We start from the raw sequence: 16,256 nt of genomic DNA on the forward strand, positions 1-16,256 counted from the left end.
GTTGTGTGCCTCAAGGCGAACAGTTGCAAACTAACTTATTTACTTATGATCAACTCTTATTGCAACTGTACGAATTGCGCGCATACAACAGATTAACAATTGGTCGGTACGGGATATCATGACCAAACTTTTAAAAGCGAACAAACGAAAGCGGGGTACACAAATGGTTACTATTATTGATCGGACACTGACAACCTTTAATACGGCCGGGATAACCGGCCGGGATCTTAACCATTTCTGTGATCTGCTTTTTACCTGTGGCGTTACAAAAATCGAATTGACCCCGGATCTGGTTGACCAGCTGAGTTTTCCCGTCACTGCTGCCGGTTTAAAACAATGGCTGGGGGGACGACGTTTTTTCCTGAGCCAGATTCTTCCCGATCTACTCGCTTCGGATGGCCCGGGGATAAAAGAACCAAAACCCCTCTGGAGACTTGAGCCCAATGAGTTGGTGGAAAAAAACATCCCCGTCAGCAAATTAAATCCCCGGACCCATCAAAAAATCCGGATTACCGGGCTGGAAGACCTGATGACCCGGGATTATCCAGCAGTTTTCAAGGCCCTGCTGAACAGCGGTATTGACACCCTGGACCTATGCCCCGGCAACCAGCAGCATTGTGCCACTGCCATCGCCCTGGAATGGCTATTGGCCGGCGGCCAGAGTATCAGCTGCGGTTTTACCAACCACCATCATTTTCCACCGTTGGAAGAAGTCTTGATGGGCCTGAAACTAAGCCAGCCTGATTTATTTACCGGTGACTTATCGGTTTTAAGTGAGCTGCGTGACCTTTATGAAAAGCTGGCCGGCCAGCCGGTGAACAAAATGAAAGCGATCATCGGAACCGATATTTTCAAGGTCGAATCCGGTATTCATGTCGATGGGGTATTAAAAAACCCCCACATCTATGAACCCTTTAATCCCCAAACCGTTGGTAACCAGCGGGAAATTGTCCTGGGCAAACACTCCGGCCGGCAAAGCCTGTTGTATAAGCTAAACGATTCGGAATTATCCGAATCGGCCGCCCATAGCATTTTAAAACATATTAAATCCCGCTGCACCCAATTAGGCCGAAACCTGTCCGATCGGGAACTGCGAACCCTTGCCAGTGAGGTGCAAAATGACAAACAGACAGAAATATATTGTTGACACAACCTTAAGAGACGGCGAACAAAGCCCTGGGATGGCCTTTTCGATCCGGGAAAAAGTCACCATCGCCAAATCTCTGGACGCCCTGGGGGTCAGCCGGATCGAAGCCGGTACCCCGGCCATGGGCAGAGAAGAATGCCGGGCCTTTGAAAAAATCAAGCTGGCCTGTCAGAAGGCCAAAATTATTGGCTGGAACCGAATGAATCTTGGCGATATCAGTCAGTCCATCGGCTGCGGCGCCGACATTATCCATGTTTGTGTCCCCGCTTCGGATCTGCTGATTCGCGAAAAGCTGCGCAGCACCCGATCCCAGGTGCTGGAAACCCTGTGCATCTGCGCCGCGGCCATTCACGCCGAAAGAAGAGAACTGACCATCGGTTTGGAGGATGCCTCCCGGGCAGACTGGGATTTCGTCGTTTTGTTGATTGAAACCGCCCGGGATCTGGGGGCCACCACTCTGCGTTTTTCAGATACCGTGGGGATCATGTCGCCCAGCCTCTGCAAGGCCACGATCAGCCGGATTCCTGACAACATCGACATTGAGGTGCACATGCACAACGATCTGGGCATGGCGGTGGCCAATTCCATCCAGGGACTCCGCTCCGGCGCCAAATATGCCGACTCCACCCTTTTCGGCATCGGCGAACGGGCCGGCAACTGCAACCTCGAACACCTCCTGATCGCCACCCAGGGTCAACTTGACTTCGGCATCAGCCTGGACGAACTCCAGTGGCGACAGGCCGATCTAAAATCGATCATTTATAAAAATAAACTGGCCTATGCCTGATCGGTCCTGATTACAAACATAAAAAAAGCACCTGCAGTGTTTGCAGTGTGGGCTTGTCATAATACTAACCTAGTACCGACAATTGTTACATCATGTTGTACGCATCGGGGCGAACACGGCGATAGCCTGTTCGAACCCGCAGCGAACAACAGATTAACAATTGGTCGGTACGGTACTATCACCAACCTCACATTAGGCTGCTGTTCAGGTGCCTCTTATATCTTATAATAATTACACTTCGCCAAAGCCACTGCCGATCAATGCCACCAGGGTTTCCACCGCCAGCATTTCATCCTCACCCGCGGCAAAAATTTCAACCACGTCGCCCTGGCCAATCCCCGTTGCCATAATACTCAGCAATGATTTTGCCTCGCCCTCTTTGGGATTGTCCCCTAATTTTTTAATTCCGATATTAGCTTTGAATTCTCCGGCCTTCTGACAAAACTCTGCCGCAGGTCGTGCGTGTAAACCTGTGGGATTAATAATTGTAACTGTTTTCGAATGCATACTCCTACCTGTTAATGAATCTTTCATTCCTTTCCATTTATTCTTTTCGGCCACATTTTTGTGATGATCTTTGTTCTTATTATCTTCCCCGTTTCCGATAAAATAAACAGGCTTATAAATAGTTCGTCATTTCTTTCAGCGAGTCAAAAACACAATCCGGAACGACCTCCGAATTTTTCAGGTCGGCCATTTTAGTTTCTCCGGTCAGCACCAGAAAACCTTTGCCGCCGTTATTAACGCCGGTGGCCACATCGGTGTAGATCCGATCCCCGACAAAGGCCACATCCTCTTTTTTATGGCCGGTAATGGCCAGGACCATTTCCATGGTTTCGGGAAAGGGCTTGCCTAAATATTTGGGTTCCACCCCGGTGGATTTGGTAATCAGGGCACACATGGAACCGCAATCGGGGATAAAACCGGTTTCGGTGGGACAGACTAAATCCAGATGGGTGGACAAAAAAACCGCGCCGTTTAAGATAAAGGTGCAGATTTTCTCCAGCTTTTCGTAGGTCAGGGTTGTGTCAAAGCTGGCCACTGCCACATCCGGCTGCTCCTGGACCAGGTTAATACCGTGCTTCCGGAAACTCTCCTCCAGCAGCGGTGTACCCATCAGATAAACAGATTGTCCGGGATAATAGGTTTTTAAATATTCAATGGTCACATCTCCAGAGGTAATGATCCGATCGACTTCCACAATACACCCCATTTTCTTCAGCTTTTCCTGATAAAAGCTGGGTCCTCGTGATGAATTGTTGGTAATAAAAATAAAATCTTTTTGTTGTGCCCGCAGGGCTTCGATAAAGTCCAGAGCGCCGTCAATTAAACCATTACCCAGATAAACCGTACCGTCCATATCCAGGGCAAATAATTTCACATCTTTTAGTGCATCTTTTTTCGGCATGATCATTTTTCGTCAATCTCCTCGGTTTCTGTTTCTGTCATCCCAGACCCGCTTGCCGGTTCGGTGACTTCATCGAGTTCCAGCAGTCTTTTTCCACATTCCACATCGGTGACCAGGACATTAATGAATCCGCCTTTGATGGCGCCCTGGATGGCCTGAGCTTTTTCAGGACCGCTGGCCACTCCAATCGAATGGGGGACCCGCCGGAGTTTTTTAATATCAACCCCAATCACACAGTTATCAGCCTCAAAGGCTTCGGTGCTACCATTGATATCAAAAAACTGCATGCAGACATCCCCCACCACATTTTTCTGGCGCATGATTTCCATGTCTTTTTCGTCATAATAACCGGTGGCCATAATCGCCGATCCCCGATTGGGCACCCCGATCCCAACCACTGCCACATCCAGACCGTCACCCATTTTGATGATCCGTCGAATATCCGGTTCCTTCATCAATTCCTCTTTGATCTTGACTCCGGACACCCGGGCCGGTGCATGCAGCAGATAGGAGACACCGCCGAAAGCCTTGGCCAGAGCTTCCACAATGGTATTGGAATGTAGCTCCATACCCAGATGTCCGATCCCGCCGATAAGGGGGATAAAGGTCACCCGCTTTGAGGTACCCTTGGACACAAAACGATAGATCTGGCCAATTGACGAACCCATAGAAACCCCGATAATGGTATCATCTTTGATCAGCCGCTCCAGATAGTTGGCCGTGGCCTTGGCCAGCTCATCCTTCTGATCCCGGTTATCCTGCTTCATATCGACGATAAAAACTTCTTTTAAACCATAGCGGCTTTCCAGCTTTTTTTCCAGATCCACATAATTGTTGCCAAAAATAGGATCGATAATTATTTTGACAATGCCCCGCTCCCGGGCGTTCTGAAGAATCCGAGACACCGTTGGCCGGGACAAACCTAATTCCGTTGCGATCAGCTTTTGATTGATGTCCTGATTATAGTACATCTCACAGATCTTCACCATCAGACGCTCATCATCCACTACCTTTTTCATCCGGTCACCTCCCTGTTTCTGTTTTTTTAGGTTCTGCGAAACTGCCGTGAGCTTCGCAATCCTGATACTTTTCTTTTTATTCGTTTCTGAAATTTTGTAATTATTGTTTAATTATATTGTTTTTGATGAAAAAGTCAATCATTTCGTTGGATTTGTAAAAAATAACCATTTAAAAAGCCCGCTCGTTGCAGATGTAACGAGCGGGCCTTCTTAATTTATTGAAGACTGCATTTTTTATAATGCGATATCTCCTCTTTCGCCGGTTCGGATCCGGATACATTCTTCCACTGGTTTGATGAAAATTTTTCCATCACCAATTTCGCCGGTTCTAACCACGCTCATAATCAATTGAACGATTTCTTCCACCTTATCGTCGGCTACCACAATTTTTATCTCAATTTTGGGAATCATATTCATCATCACCGAGGTGCCCCGGTTATGGGCAATCCAACCGTACTGGTTGCCACAGCCCAGTACCTGACGAATGTTCATGCCATTGACCTTTGCCGCCAAAAACGCATCCTTCAACGGTTCCAGTTTTTCGGGACGGATAATCGCTTCGATCTGTTTCATAGCATTTTCCTTTCTTGCTTAAAATAACCCGGTCATCAGGAATTCAAAACAATCGCACATCCTGCTTTATGTTGAGTGTTCCTGGTGGCCGATGCTGACTTCCACTTCGTATTTTAGTCGATAAACTGCTATTGGTCAATTCCCGAAAATGCCGGATATCCTTCTTCACTATGTTCACTGATATCAAGACCCAGCGCTTCTGCTTCAGGGGCGACCCGAATGGCCATAACCTTCTTGAGGACTAGCATAATTACCGCAGTCATCGTGCCCGAATAAAGCACCGCAATTAACAGCGCTGTGATCTGGGCGACAAATAACTGGGTATCACCGAAGAACAAACCATTCCATTGGGCAACCGGGTTAATCGCCGTCTGGGCAAATAGTCCGGTCGCAATGACTCCCCAGATCCCACTGATGCCATGACAGCCAAAAGCATCCAAAGTATCATCATAACCAAACCGGACCTTCACCTTTGTTAAAAAGAAGAAACAGATCGGGCTCACCACACCGCCAATAAATAGGGCTGCTTCGGTTGGAACAAAACCAGCCCCGGGTGTAATTGAAACCAGGCCGACAATTGATCCGGTGATGGCCCCCATAACAGTGACTTTTTTATAAACCACCATTTCAACCAGCATCCAGGTTAACATCGCCGCTGCTGAAGCCAGCAAGGTGGTCACCACCGCATGCACCGCCAGTCCGTTAGCGGCCAGGGCCGATCCGCCGTTAAAGGCAAACCAGCCTACCCATAAAATCGCCCCGCCGATAACAAATAGCGGAATATTATGGGGATGATAGGACTTGATGCCGTAACCTTTTCGGGAACCCAGAATAATACAGGCCACCAGACCTGAAATCCCCGAGCTGACTTCGATGACCAATCCCCCGGCAAAATCCACCGCGCCGAGACCAGCGATCAAACCGCCCTGACCCCAAACCATATGGGCCATCGGATAATAGACCAGCAGCATCCAGAAGGTTACAAAAATAAACAGCGCTGAAAATCGCATTCGGCCCGACAGGGAACCCACCACAATGGCTGGGGTGACCATACAGAACACCAGTTGAAAAATGGCAAACAGCTGACCGGGAATACTGCTGGCATAAGGTCCCGGTTCAGAAGCACTGATGCCTCTAAAAAAAACGTTGCTAAAATCACCGATAAAACCAAACCCACCCAGATCCGGGCCAAAGGATATCGAATACCCCACCACATACCACATCACCGTGGCCAGTCCACAGCAAAATACCACCGACATGATGGTGTTGAGCACATTTTTTCGTCGCACCATCCCGGCATAGAACAATGCCAGCCCCGGGGTCATAAAAAATACCAGCATTGTACAAATCAGAATAAATGCCACATCTCCAGAATTAATCATAATTTCCTCCATAATTCTCTGTTATCGTTATTTATGCCAATCACTGAAAACGGTCCAATGATTATCCGATCAACCCACTTTAAAACCAGCCCTTGACAGGCCGACCGCTACGCTTATCCCCTTTGATAAGTGGGTGCAATTATCTGACTTTTAAAACAATAATTGCAGACGCTCAACGCAAAAAAAGACGACAACAAAAAAACCGTTATCGCCTTTGATACTCTAAATGATATACCCGGTTCATTTTTTCGCCGCTACTCTTCATTGACTAGTCGACTGAACCTTTTCGCTATTATTTAAGGTTGATTTTAATATTTAATTTAATTTTTGCCGACTCATTTCTGACTCAGCAAGTCGAATTATAGCATTTGTCATCCCTGGAGTCAATCCTTGAATTTATCAGAGCTGGAATCTTTCGCGTTATTTCAAAAAACGCGCAAAAAAAAGCGATTATATTAAACATTAAATATAATCGCTTATCAACGCTGTCAATATTTTACAGATTCTTTTAAAGCGCAATATCACCGCGCTCGCCAGTTCGGATCCGAATACATTCCTCCACTGGTTTGACAAAGATTTTTCCATCCCCGATTTCTCCGGTGCGGACGGTATTCATAATCAGTTGGACGATTTCCTCGACCTTGTCGTCGGCAACCACTACTTTTATTTCAATTTTAGGAAGCATGTTCATCATGACCGAGGTTCCCCGATTATGGGCCACCCATCCAAATTGATTCCCACATCCGAGAATCTGACGGACATTCATGCCATTAACCTTTGCTTCTAAAAACGCATCCTTTAAAGGTTCCAACTTTTCCGGACGGATAATTGCTTCAATCAGTTTCATAATTTTTTTCCTTTCTTTACTGATTGTGAAGCCATGATGACATGGCTCCCCAACCGTATTTCAATATCGTTCTATTGATCAATTCCCGAGAAAGCTGGGTAACCTTGTTCACTGTGTTCACTGATATCCAGACCCAATGATTCGGCTTCCGGTGAAACGCGGATATTCATCACTTTTTTAAGGACTAGCATAATTGCCCCGGTCATAACGGCCGAGTAGATAACGGAAATAGCTACCGCCATTAATTGCGCCACAAATAATTCGGTGGCTCCGAAGAATAAACCATCCCATTGCGCAACAGGGTTAATCGCTGATTGGGCAAATAAACCGGTGGCAATACCACCCCAGATTCCGCCAATTCCATGACAGCCGAAGGCATCCAGCGAATCATCATATCCGAATTTTTGTTTGACCTTGGTCATAAAAAATAAGCAGATTGGACTAACCAGGGCACCAATCACCAGGGCTGCCCCAAATGGTACATAACCAGAACCCGGAGTAATAGCCACCAAACCGATAACGGCACCAGTCACGGCACCCAGGACCGTCACTTTTTTATAAAGAATCGATTCCATCAGCATCCAGCTTAACATCGCTGCTGCCGAAGCGATCATCGTGTTGCCCATGGCCTGAACGGCCAATCCGTTAGCGGCTAAAGCTGACGCCCCATTGAAGGCGAACCAGCCCACCCACAAGATGGCGCCACCGGTGAAAATCATTGGAATATTATGGGGATGGTAAGCTAAAATTCCATAACCTTTTCTTTTACCAAGGATGAGACAGGCGATTAAGCCGGAAACCCCAGAGCTGATATGTATAACATTACCGCCGGCAAAGTCAACTGCTCCCAGTCCGGCGATAAAACCGCCTACGCCCCATACCATATGCGCCAGAGGGTAATAGACCAACAGCAACCAGAAGGTGATAAAAATAAACATCGCTGAGAATTTCATCCGGCCTTCTAAGGCACCCACCAGAATGGCTGGTGTAATAATACAGAACATCAATTGAAATATGGCAAATAGTGCGCCGGGGATATTGGCTGCATAGGGACCGGCTTCAGTAGCACTGACACCGCTGAAAAAAGCATTGCTTAGATTTCCGACAACACCCAGTCCGCCCACATCTTCACCAAATGAAATTGAATAACCGACGGCAAACCACATCACCGTTGCCAAGCCACAACAGAATAGTACCGACATTAATGTATTGATCACATTTTTTCTGCGAACCATCCCACCATAGAACAATCCCAGGCCTGGAGTCATAAAGAATACCAGCATTGAACCGATCAGAACAAATGCGACATCACCAGAATTAATCATTTTAACTTCCTCTTTTCTGAATTATTTTGATCAAATGACTTGACCATGACGATCTTATAACAATTAAGGCCGCCTTTTTAGGTAATTTATAATTTCTGTCCTTTTCTTTTGAAGCCGCCATAGCTTTCTTATTTGATTGGCGATTTATTTTTCTTATGTCCATTCAAACGACAAAACAAAGATAATCCATCAAATATAAAAAAGCGATAACATTCATGACTGTTATCGCCTTTGATAAATTGCTGGGTCTATTTGGTTTGAATAAAAAAAGGTGATAACAGGGTTTCCTGTTATCACCTTTGATAAGCATTTAAAAATCATGAAGTATCAATCCTAACAATCCTGTCTTCATTGACTACTGTTAAGCTAACCTTAAGATGTTTTTGATTATAGCACCATAAAAATCCACTGTCAATGGGATTTTCTCTTTATTTTCATAAATTTTCAACTAAAAACGATTTTCTTTTTATTGCCCGGCCGTCACTACCACATCTTTTGTCTGACTTTGGCCATTCCGTTCAAAGGTAACACTCACCTTCTCCCCAGCATTGACCGCATAAAGAATCTCTTTCATCTTAAGCATGGTATTGGTTTTGACCCCATTGATTTCTTTAATGATATCTCCGGCTGCCAGGCCGGCATTTGCGGCACCGCCACCCTGTTGCACCGAGGCAATATAGATACCCTCATTAAAGTTGACATCACTATCGGTCAGGTAATAATCGGCAATAGCCCGGTCATAAGCGGTGATGCCCATTACGGTGGAATTGAACTTACCGGTTGCCACAATTTCATTAAGAATCGGTTTTAAAATATTAATCGGAATGGCAAAACCCATCCCTTCGCCGGTGGTCAGTTTATAGGTATTGATGCCGATCACCTCGCCAGCTTTATTGACCAGCGGACCGCCACTGTTTCCCGAATTAATGGAAGCATCGGTTTGAAGCAGATCTTCCGCCAAGCCATTATCCAGCGGAATGCTCCGATTCAGGGCTGATATGATTCCGGAGGTAACCGTTCGTTCGAAGTTCAGTCCCATCGGATTGCCAACTGCCACTGCCAACTCACCGACAACCACATTGTCTGAGTCGCCCAGTTCCAGTACCGGCAAATCTTTGGCATCAATTTTTATAATCGCCAGATCCAGGCTGGCATCCGACCAGACCAGTTTGGCATCATAGGTATTCCCGTCAGCCAGTGATACCTTCATGGCCGAAATATCATCTGACGCCACATGTTGATTGGTGGCAATGTAACCATCGCTGGTTAAAATAAAACCGGAACCGACTCCGGTTGCTTCCTGAGGTCCGTAAGTGGTCATCGCCACCCCGGTTGTCTCAATCCCGACCACCGATGGGGGCACCGTCTGGGCAATGGCTTCCACCACTGTGTCCGCGGAACCCTCGCTGACAACAATTTCATTTTTGGCGCCCTGTATCACAGTGCTGTTATCAAAGAAAAAGTTGACACCAAGAAATAAAGCGCCCACAATCACACCGCCGATAATTGCACCGATCATGCCGATGATCAGGGAACTCGTTTTTTTCTCTTTTTTTAGATCGTCATTCATCGTTTCACCTCAATCTTAGGTGAAGTTCTTTTACAGGTCGATTGTCTCGCTCGCACTGCTTCTTTTTGCCACACAAAGTTTTACATCCCCGTCCAGCACCACGCCAGCCCCAGTCAATATCCGGGCTGTTGTTTCATAGGCCAACAGGGGGTAATTGTTTTCCTGACTGAGATGGGCCAGCACCAGTTGCCGGGTGCCTTTCTCGACCAGCGCCAGGGCCAGATCACCAGCCGTCTCATTGGACAGATGACCAAAGTCGCTTTTTATCCGCTGTTTGAGGTAGAAGGGATATGATCCGGCCTCCAGCATCGACACGTCGTGATTGGACTCCAGCACCACCAAATCACAGCCACATAAGGCATTACGCATATCCATGGTAATAATTCCCGAGTCAGTGGCGATTCCCAGCCGATTTTTTCCGTCAGAGATGACAAAGCCAGCCGAATCCGCCGCATCATGAGATGTTTTAAAGGCTTCGATTTGAAGATCCTGAATATCAAAAGGTTTTTCAAAATCAAAGATTTTAACATTATGCTCGGCGATTTTGCCCAGATCTTTCATCATTGCTGCCCAGGTTTTTTCATTGGCATAAACCGGCAGGTCAAAACGCCGGGACAATACCCCAACCCCATGAATATGATCACTATGTTCGTGGGTCACTATAATGCCGCCGATTTCCCGGGGATCCTCTTCAATGGCGTCCAGGGCACTCTGGATCCGTTTTCCGCTGAGGCCAGCGTCAATCAGTATTTTGGTGCTGTTGTTTGAGACAAATAAACTGTTTCCTGAACTTCCACTATATAAACTACAAAATTTCAATCGTCGCTCCCTTGTTCATTTTAAAAAACTTTATAAAACATCCCTTTAAATGCGCCAAGGGCCAGCTGGATTGTTAGGTTTATCCTAGCGAATGATGCTTAAACCTGACTTAACCTAACTTTACGAGCTTTAAGGTAATCGTTGTCCCCTACTGCTTCGTCAACCTTAATTCTACTAAAGGCAAGCAGGATCTTTCTCGGAAATCCGGCGGATATCAGCCCCCAGATTTCGCAGATTTTCCTGAAGATTTTCGTAGCCCCGGTCAATATGAACAATCTCCGTGATTTTTGTTTCGCCATCGGCAATTAACCCGGCAATAACCATGGCTGCCCCGGCTCTTAAATCGGTAGTTCTGATTTTTGTCGCCGATAAGGCCTTAACCCCGGTAATACTTGCCGTCCGGCTGTTAATCGAAATATTGGCGCCCATCCGGCGCAATTCATCAACATATTTAAAGCGACTTTCAAAAATACTTTCAGTAATCGTACTGGTGCCCTGGGCAATCGTCATTAACACCGCCATCGGTTGTTGGAGATCTGTAGGAAACCCCGGGTAAGGCATAGTCTTCACGTTCACAGCCTTCAGCGGATGCTTCCCGATAACCCGAATCCCGTCGTCTTCTTCGAGGACGATGACCCCCATTTCACTGAGTTTGGCCGTGATCGCCTCCATATGCTTGGGAATAACATTTTTAATTAAAACATCCCCTTCGGTGGCCGCAGCTGCCATCATATAGGTGCCAGTGGTGATTTGATCCGGTATAACCGAATATTCGCAGCCATGCATTTCTTCAACGCCGACGATTTTAATGACATCTGTTCCCGCACCCTTGATATTTGCTCCCATCAGGTTCAAAAAGTTAGCCACATCAACGATGTGGGGTTCTTTGGCAGCATTTTCAATAATTGTTTTACCATCGGCCCGAACGGCCGCCAGCATGATGTTGATGGTGGCGCCGACGCTGACCACATCCATGAAGATATGGGCACCTCTGAGTTCCGGCGCCTCCATTTTTACCTGTCCATGTTCAATCACCACGGTTGCTCCCAAAGCCTGGAAGCCTTTGATATGCTGGTCAATCGGTCGATCGCCGATGTTACATCCGCCAGGTAATGGTACAATCGCTTTACGATAACGTCCCAGTAAAGCTCCCAGCAGATAATAGGAGGCCCGCATCTGGCCAGTTTCCTCTTCATAGTCTGACACATCATATGAAATCGGTTTTTCGGTATTAATAATCAGGGTATCTTTTTCTCTATATATTTCAGCGCCCAATTTTTCAAGAATAACAATCATTTTGTTAACATCTTTAATATCGGGAACATTTTCTATCTTACTTGAGCAGGCACAAAGTACTGCCGCCGGAATAATTCCCAGCACCGCATTTTTTGCCCCGGAGATCGTAACCTCGCCTTGTAGGGGGTTACCTCCTTCTATAATAAAAGCATCCATATTTATTCCTTTCAGTGCAAGTGTATATGCAATATCCAATTGGTTATTATATCATAAGTTTCATTTTTATCAAGAAATCTCGTGATTTTACGCCATTTTTTTATCAGTAAAGCGGTTTTTCTTATACTCTTTAAGAATTCTTTGCCCTGTTTAAAGAAAACAGGAATTCCTCACAAATTAAATGTGATGTGATATAATAACATAATTGTATTTATGCAATCTAAAGATTTTTTAGCAAAAAAAGATTATCAATCCATAACTCGAGGTAAAAAATGAATCGTTTTGAATTAGTTTCCAGCCATGATGACCTGGGTGTGACGCCTATTGAGAATATTTTTATCAATCACTATATGCCCATGGCTCGGGGGGACTACGTGAAGGTCTATCTTTACGGCTTAAAGCGATGCTTTAATCAGGGGCTGACCCCCATCAGCAACGAAGATATCGCCAAAGATCTGAATTTATTAGAAACCGATGTGAAAAAAGCCTGGGATTATTGGGCTTCTGAAAAAATCATCGCCATTGAATACACCGGCACCCGGGATGCGCTGGTTCGTTTTTATAACATTACCGGTACGATTCTCTATAAAAATGAGGCGATTCCGGAAACCACCGTTCCCAAAAATGCCCAATCTTCCAACAGCATGGAAGACCGGATTCAAAGAATGTACACAACTATTCAGGATATGTACGAAAGCCGGACCATCACTAAAAAAGAAACCCTGCTGTTCAAACGCTGGCTCGATGAATATAATTTCACTCCGGAAGCCGTCATTCTGATTGTGGAGTATTCCATTAACATGATCAATAAAAAAGACCGCACCTTTACCCCGGCCCAGGTAGTCTCTTATCTGGAAACCGTCGCCAAGGGTTTTTATACCGCCCAGGTCCGCGATCACATCGAGGCTGAGGCCCATATTAAAGACTCCGCCCATAAACGTACCAGCTATTTCCAGATTTTCAAATATCTGGGCATCCAGCGAAACCCCATGGTTTCTGAGCGGCAGATGATGGATACCTGGTTTAATGACTATGGTTTTTCGATGGAAATCATTGTCCAGGCTTTATCTCGAACCAACAAACCCAATATGAAATATATTGATGGAATTTTGAAAAATTGGCACGAACAGGGCTTTAAAACCCTGGAAGACATTAAAAATGACAAACCGAAACCAAAATTTGATCATAAAGAGTCCCTTGAACCCATGAGTGATTCCCGTAAACAGGCTTACCTGGATATGGAAGTCGATTATGCCGAAGATTTATGGCCGGAACTGGAGATAAACGATGAAGACCTATAATGACGCCTTTGCCCTGCTGCAGGAAAAACAGAGTGCCTATCAATTCAAACAGCGCAAAAAAAAGGAAGCCCTTTATGGTCAGATTCCCGAGCTTTCGGCTCTGGATAATGAAATCAACCGCCTGGGGGTTGCCCTGACCCGGGCTACCATCGCCAAGGAGCTGGATAAAACCGCCGCCATCCGTCTACAGATGAGCGAGATCGAGGCCAGAAAAAAAGTCCTGGCCGGAGAAAAGGCTGCCCTACTAACCCATTCCTATTATTGTTCACTTTGTCAGGACGCGGGGATTCTACCGGAGGGGATCTGCTCCTGTCTGAACCAATGTCTGGCAGAAATCAGTTTTTCCAGCTATGACCTGAAAACCCGGGCCCAGCGCGAAACCTTTGAGACCTTTAATCCTGACTATTATTCTGATCAACCGATCGCTTCCGGATCTGCCAGCCATCGCTCTAATGCCCTCAACATTAAAAACAATATGCTGAAATATTGTCAGAATTTTGAAAATATTGAAGACCAGCTGCTTTTTACCGGACCGCCTGGGGTCGGCAAAACCTTTATGTCCAACTGCATCGTCAACAAATTGACCGAAAAAGGTTATGGGATTGTCTACGTCACCGCGGCTCACCTGGTCGCCAGCATTCAGGATCAGCTGTTCCGGGAGAAGAAAACCTCTACCGAAATTTATGAACCACTGCTACTCTGCGACCTCCTGATTATCGATGATTTAGGGGCTGAATTTTCTTCGGAATACAGCCAGAAACAGCTCTACGAGGTGATCGATAGCCGCCTTAATGCCGAAAAAAAGATGATCATCTCCAGTAATCTGACGGTGCTCAAAATTAAGACAATTTATGACGAACGGCTTTCCTCCCGGATCTCAGGCAATTTTAAAACCATTCCCTTTTTAGGGGAAGACATTCGTATTCTTAAGGCCCGACGGGGCCGATCCTAAAAAAGGTGTCCGGACTGAGCTCCGGACACCTTTTTTTAATTTTGATCGCTGCGTTTCTGATAAATGCGGGCATTCGACACCACCGGCTCAAATTGATGTACTAATTCAGCTGGCAGCTTCTGGGTTTGTTCCATGGCCAGATAGCCGCCCTCCATCAGAGCCTCATAAAACATCCGGATCACATTGATGCGTTCCTGCTCATTAAAATGAAGCAAAACATTTTTACATAAAATCAGTCCAAAGTCTTTCCCAATGCTGTTCAAGGTCAACAGATTATGCTTCTGAAAGGTTACCGCGCCCCGGATCTCAGCGGTGAGCCGATAAGAATCCCGGTTTTCAACCTTGATAAAATATTTTTCAAAAATTTCGGGGGGGATCCGCTGCACCTGTTCCCGGGGGTATTCGGCGGCTAATATAATCTTATCAAAAAGGTCACTGCCATCAATATCGGTTGCCTGTATTTTAACCTTTTCAAAATCAAACTGACCCATCCGGTCCCGCAACAGCATCGCCAGGGTATAAGGTTCCGGCCCCATGGCACAGCCGGCATCCCAGATCTTAAGCTCCGGCTTTGAGCGAAAGTCTGGAATGGCGTGGTCGCAGATCAGTTCCAGGGTATGTAAATCTCTAAAAAAATAAGTAAATGCCATCGAATCCTCCCAATATTTTTTCTGTTTAGTAAAAGGCATGGGCGCCTGCGTGTTTCCGGAGCTATCAAAAAATTAGTTTCACTGACTATTCGGGCTTAGCCATCCCATAAATATCATAAATTTGCTGAGTATACTCTCCATCTTCATGATAAACAATCAGCGGGGCATCTGTTTTCAACCCCGGCTTCCCGCTTTTTCGCCCCTCAATCAAGACCAGATTGGCTTCTTTTTTGATGGACGGATAAACGAATTGCAAATGCTTGACTTCAATTTTATAAAACCGCATCAGTGAAATAATATCCCCCAGCCGTTCCGGCCGGTGAACCAGAAACAAGCGGCCCCGATCCTTCAGCATCCGCTTGCTAAAAATGAGAATATCTTCAATGTTGCATAAAATTTCATGCCGGGAAATTGTTTTTGTCTCACAATTGTTCTTGAGTCCAGCCTGGGCCCGCATATAGGGCGGATTACTAACCACTACATCATAAGTGTTGGGAAGAATCTCACTGCCCGGGTCTTTAATATCGCCGGCAATGATCTTGATCTGGGCTGATAACCCATTCAAGGCCATACTCCGTCTGGCCATTTCCACCAGGGGTTCCTGTATTTCCAGCCCGGTGATGGAGGCCGCCTTCGTTTTGCCATAAAGCAATAGTGGTATAATCCCCGTCCCGGTTCCCAGATCGATGATGTGGGGAGCCCCCTTTGTTCGCCGGGAAACAAACCAGGATAACAAAACAGCATCCATTCCAAAACAGAAATAATCCGGATTCTGGATTATCCTTATATTTTCAAGACCTAAATCCTCGATTCTTTCGCCTTTTTTCAAAAAGTTATCCACATTTAACTCCTTCTATACGCATAGTTTTATAATTTTCACAAGTAATCAACAGACTTATCCACAGTTTTAGCGATTCTATCCACTATCTGTGGATAAGTATTGTAAATAATCAACCTTTTCGCTAAAACTTCCCTAACCATGGGCTCTTATGATTTTCTTTTTTTCAGTCGGTCTGTTGATTGT

The 16,256-nt window shown here is 45.9% G+C and carries 16 protein-coding genes; 4 read left to right on the forward strand and 12 right to left on the reverse strand.

Annotation, left to right across the window (positions count from 1 at the left end; translation table 11 throughout):
- The first annotated feature begins 163 nt into the window (after positions 1–163).
- Both Q7J41_RS15835 and Q7J41_RS15840 read left to right on the forward strand, forming a co-directional pair.
- Complete coding sequence (locus Q7J41_RS15835) at positions 164–1,147, forward strand: hypothetical protein (RefSeq protein WP_304889404.1); 984 nt, start codon at positions 164–166, stop codon at positions 1,145–1,147.
- On the forward strand, positions 1,119–1,934 hold the full coding sequence (locus Q7J41_RS15840) for a homocitrate synthase (protein ID WP_304889405.1): 816 nt from the start codon (positions 1,119–1,121) through the stop codon (positions 1,932–1,934). Before Q7J41_RS15835 ends, Q7J41_RS15840 begins: the two co-directional genes overlap by 29 nt.
- Before the next feature lie 231 nt (positions 1,935–2,165).
- Here the strand turns inward: Q7J41_RS15840 and Q7J41_RS15845 are convergent, their stop codons facing one another.
- The 10 genes from Q7J41_RS15845 to Q7J41_RS15890 all read right to left on the reverse strand — a co-directional run bounded on the left by Q7J41_RS15845 (position 2,166) and on the right by Q7J41_RS15890 (position 12,329).
- Entirely contained in the window at positions 2,166–2,441 is a 276-nt protein-coding gene (locus Q7J41_RS15845; protein ID WP_304889406.1) for an HPr family phosphocarrier protein, read from the reverse strand.
- 112 nt (positions 2,442–2,553) lie between these two features.
- A complete protein-coding gene (locus tag Q7J41_RS15850; protein WP_304889407.1) occupies positions 2,554–3,348 on the reverse strand; it encodes an HAD-IIA family hydrolase in 795 nt (264 codons plus the stop codon).
- A complete protein-coding gene (locus Q7J41_RS15855; protein WP_304889408.1) occupies positions 3,345–4,361 on the reverse strand; it encodes a sugar-binding transcriptional regulator in 1,017 nt (338 codons plus the stop codon). Before Q7J41_RS15855 ends, Q7J41_RS15850 begins: the two co-directional genes overlap by 4 nt.
- 234 nt (positions 4,362–4,595) lie before the next feature.
- The gene (locus tag Q7J41_RS15860; RefSeq protein ID WP_304889409.1) at positions 4,596–4,934 is read right to left on the reverse strand and encodes a P-II family nitrogen regulator; all 339 of its coding nucleotides are present in this window, start codon (positions 4,932–4,934) and stop codon (positions 4,596–4,598) included.
- Between the two features lie 128 nt (positions 4,935–5,062).
- Positions 5,063–6,319, reverse strand: a complete 1,257-nt coding sequence (locus Q7J41_RS15865; protein ID WP_304889430.1) for an ammonium transporter — start codon at positions 6,317–6,319, stop codon at positions 5,063–5,065.
- Between the two features lie 505 nt (positions 6,320–6,824).
- Entirely contained in the window at positions 6,825–7,163 is a 339-nt protein-coding gene (locus Q7J41_RS15870; protein WP_304889410.1) for a P-II family nitrogen regulator, read from the reverse strand.
- A gap of 71 nt (positions 7,164–7,234) precedes the next feature.
- Positions 7,235–8,488, reverse strand: a complete 1,254-nt coding sequence (locus tag Q7J41_RS15875; RefSeq protein ID WP_304889411.1) for an ammonium transporter — start codon at positions 8,486–8,488, stop codon at positions 7,235–7,237.
- A 466-nt stretch (positions 8,489–8,954) separates the two neighbouring features.
- Positions 8,955–10,058: a S1C family serine protease gene (locus Q7J41_RS15880; protein WP_304889412.1), complete on the reverse strand. Its 1,104-nt coding sequence runs from the start codon at positions 10,056–10,058 to the stop codon at positions 8,955–8,957.
- A 30-nt stretch (positions 10,059–10,088) separates the two neighbouring features.
- On the reverse strand, positions 10,089–10,877 hold the full coding sequence (locus Q7J41_RS15885; RefSeq protein WP_304889413.1) for an MBL fold metallo-hydrolase: 789 nt from the start codon (positions 10,875–10,877) through the stop codon (positions 10,089–10,091).
- A 174-nt stretch (positions 10,878–11,051) separates the two neighbouring features.
- Positions 11,052–12,329, reverse strand: a complete 1,278-nt coding sequence (locus Q7J41_RS15890) for a UDP-N-acetylglucosamine 1-carboxyvinyltransferase (protein WP_304889414.1) — start codon at positions 12,327–12,329, stop codon at positions 11,052–11,054.
- Between the two features lie 272 nt (positions 12,330–12,601).
- On the opposite strand from Q7J41_RS15890, the gene Q7J41_RS15895 reads away from it, so the two are divergent.
- Both Q7J41_RS15895 and Q7J41_RS15900 read left to right on the forward strand, forming a co-directional pair.
- Positions 12,602–13,630, forward strand: a complete 1,029-nt coding sequence (locus Q7J41_RS15895; protein ID WP_304889415.1) for a DnaD domain protein — start codon at positions 12,602–12,604, stop codon at positions 13,628–13,630.
- Positions 13,617–14,582: an ATP-binding protein gene (locus Q7J41_RS15900; protein ID WP_304889416.1), complete on the forward strand. Its 966-nt coding sequence runs from the start codon at positions 13,617–13,619 to the stop codon at positions 14,580–14,582. The genes Q7J41_RS15895 and Q7J41_RS15900 overlap by 14 nt, the downstream gene beginning before the upstream one ends.
- 35 nt (positions 14,583–14,617) lie before the next feature.
- Here Q7J41_RS15900 and Q7J41_RS15905 read toward each other — a convergent pair whose 3' ends face one another.
- Entirely contained in the window at positions 14,618–15,232 is a 615-nt protein-coding gene (locus Q7J41_RS15905) for a protein-glutamate O-methyltransferase CheR (protein WP_304889417.1), read from the reverse strand.
- Positions 15,233–15,317: 85 nt separating this feature from the next.
- Complete coding sequence (locus Q7J41_RS15910; protein ID WP_304889418.1) at positions 15,318–16,073, reverse strand: tRNA1(Val) (adenine(37)-N6)-methyltransferase; 756 nt, start codon at positions 16,071–16,073, stop codon at positions 15,318–15,320.
- Positions 16,074–16,256: the final 183 nt, after the last annotated feature.

This window comes from Acetobacterium sp., from assembly GCF_030652775.1.
In the GTDB taxonomy this organism is placed as follows: domain Bacteria; phylum Bacillota; class Clostridia; order Eubacteriales; family Eubacteriaceae; genus Acetobacterium.

Bases quoted from the DNA above. Each gene is read 5' to 3' on its own strand.
- Q7J41_RS15855 (WP_304889408.1), bottom strand. From the start codon at position 4,361: ATGAAAAAGGTAGTGGATGATGAGCGTCTGATGGTGAAGATCTGTGAG.
- Q7J41_RS15900 (WP_304889416.1), top strand. From the start codon at position 13,617: ATGAAGACCTATAATGACGCCTTTGCCCTGCTGCAGGAAAAACAGAGT.
- Q7J41_RS15905 (WP_304889417.1), bottom strand. From the start codon at position 15,232: ATGGCATTTACTTATTTTTTTAGAGATTTACATACCCTGGAACTGATC.
- Q7J41_RS15880 (WP_304889412.1), bottom strand. From the start codon at position 10,058: ATGAATGACGATCTAAAAAAAGAGAAAAAAACGAGTTCCCTGATCATC.
- Q7J41_RS15840 (WP_304889405.1), top strand. From the start codon at position 1,119: ATGACAAACAGACAGAAATATATTGTTGACACAACCTTAAGAGACGGC.
- Q7J41_RS15895 (WP_304889415.1), top strand. From the start codon at position 12,602: ATGAATCGTTTTGAATTAGTTTCCAGCCATGATGACCTGGGTGTGACG.
- Q7J41_RS15835 (WP_304889404.1), top strand. From the start codon at position 164: ATGGTTACTATTATTGATCGGACACTGACAACCTTTAATACGGCCGGG.
- Q7J41_RS15850 (WP_304889407.1), bottom strand. From the start codon at position 3,348: ATGATCATGCCGAAAAAAGATGCACTAAAAGATGTGAAATTATTTGCC.
- Q7J41_RS15870 (WP_304889410.1), bottom strand. From the start codon at position 7,163: ATGAAACTGATTGAAGCAATTATCCGTCCGGAAAAGTTGGAACCTTTA.
- Q7J41_RS15875 (WP_304889411.1), bottom strand. From the start codon at position 8,488: ATGATTAATTCTGGTGATGTCGCATTTGTTCTGATCGGTTCAATGCTG.
- Q7J41_RS15860 (WP_304889409.1), bottom strand. From the start codon at position 4,934: ATGAAACAGATCGAAGCGATTATCCGTCCCGAAAAACTGGAACCGTTG.
- Q7J41_RS15845 (WP_304889406.1), bottom strand. From the start codon at position 2,441: ATGCATTCGAAAACAGTTACAATTATTAATCCCACAGGTTTACACGCA.
- Q7J41_RS15890 (WP_304889414.1), bottom strand. From the start codon at position 12,329: ATGGATGCTTTTATTATAGAAGGAGGTAACCCCCTACAAGGCGAGGTT.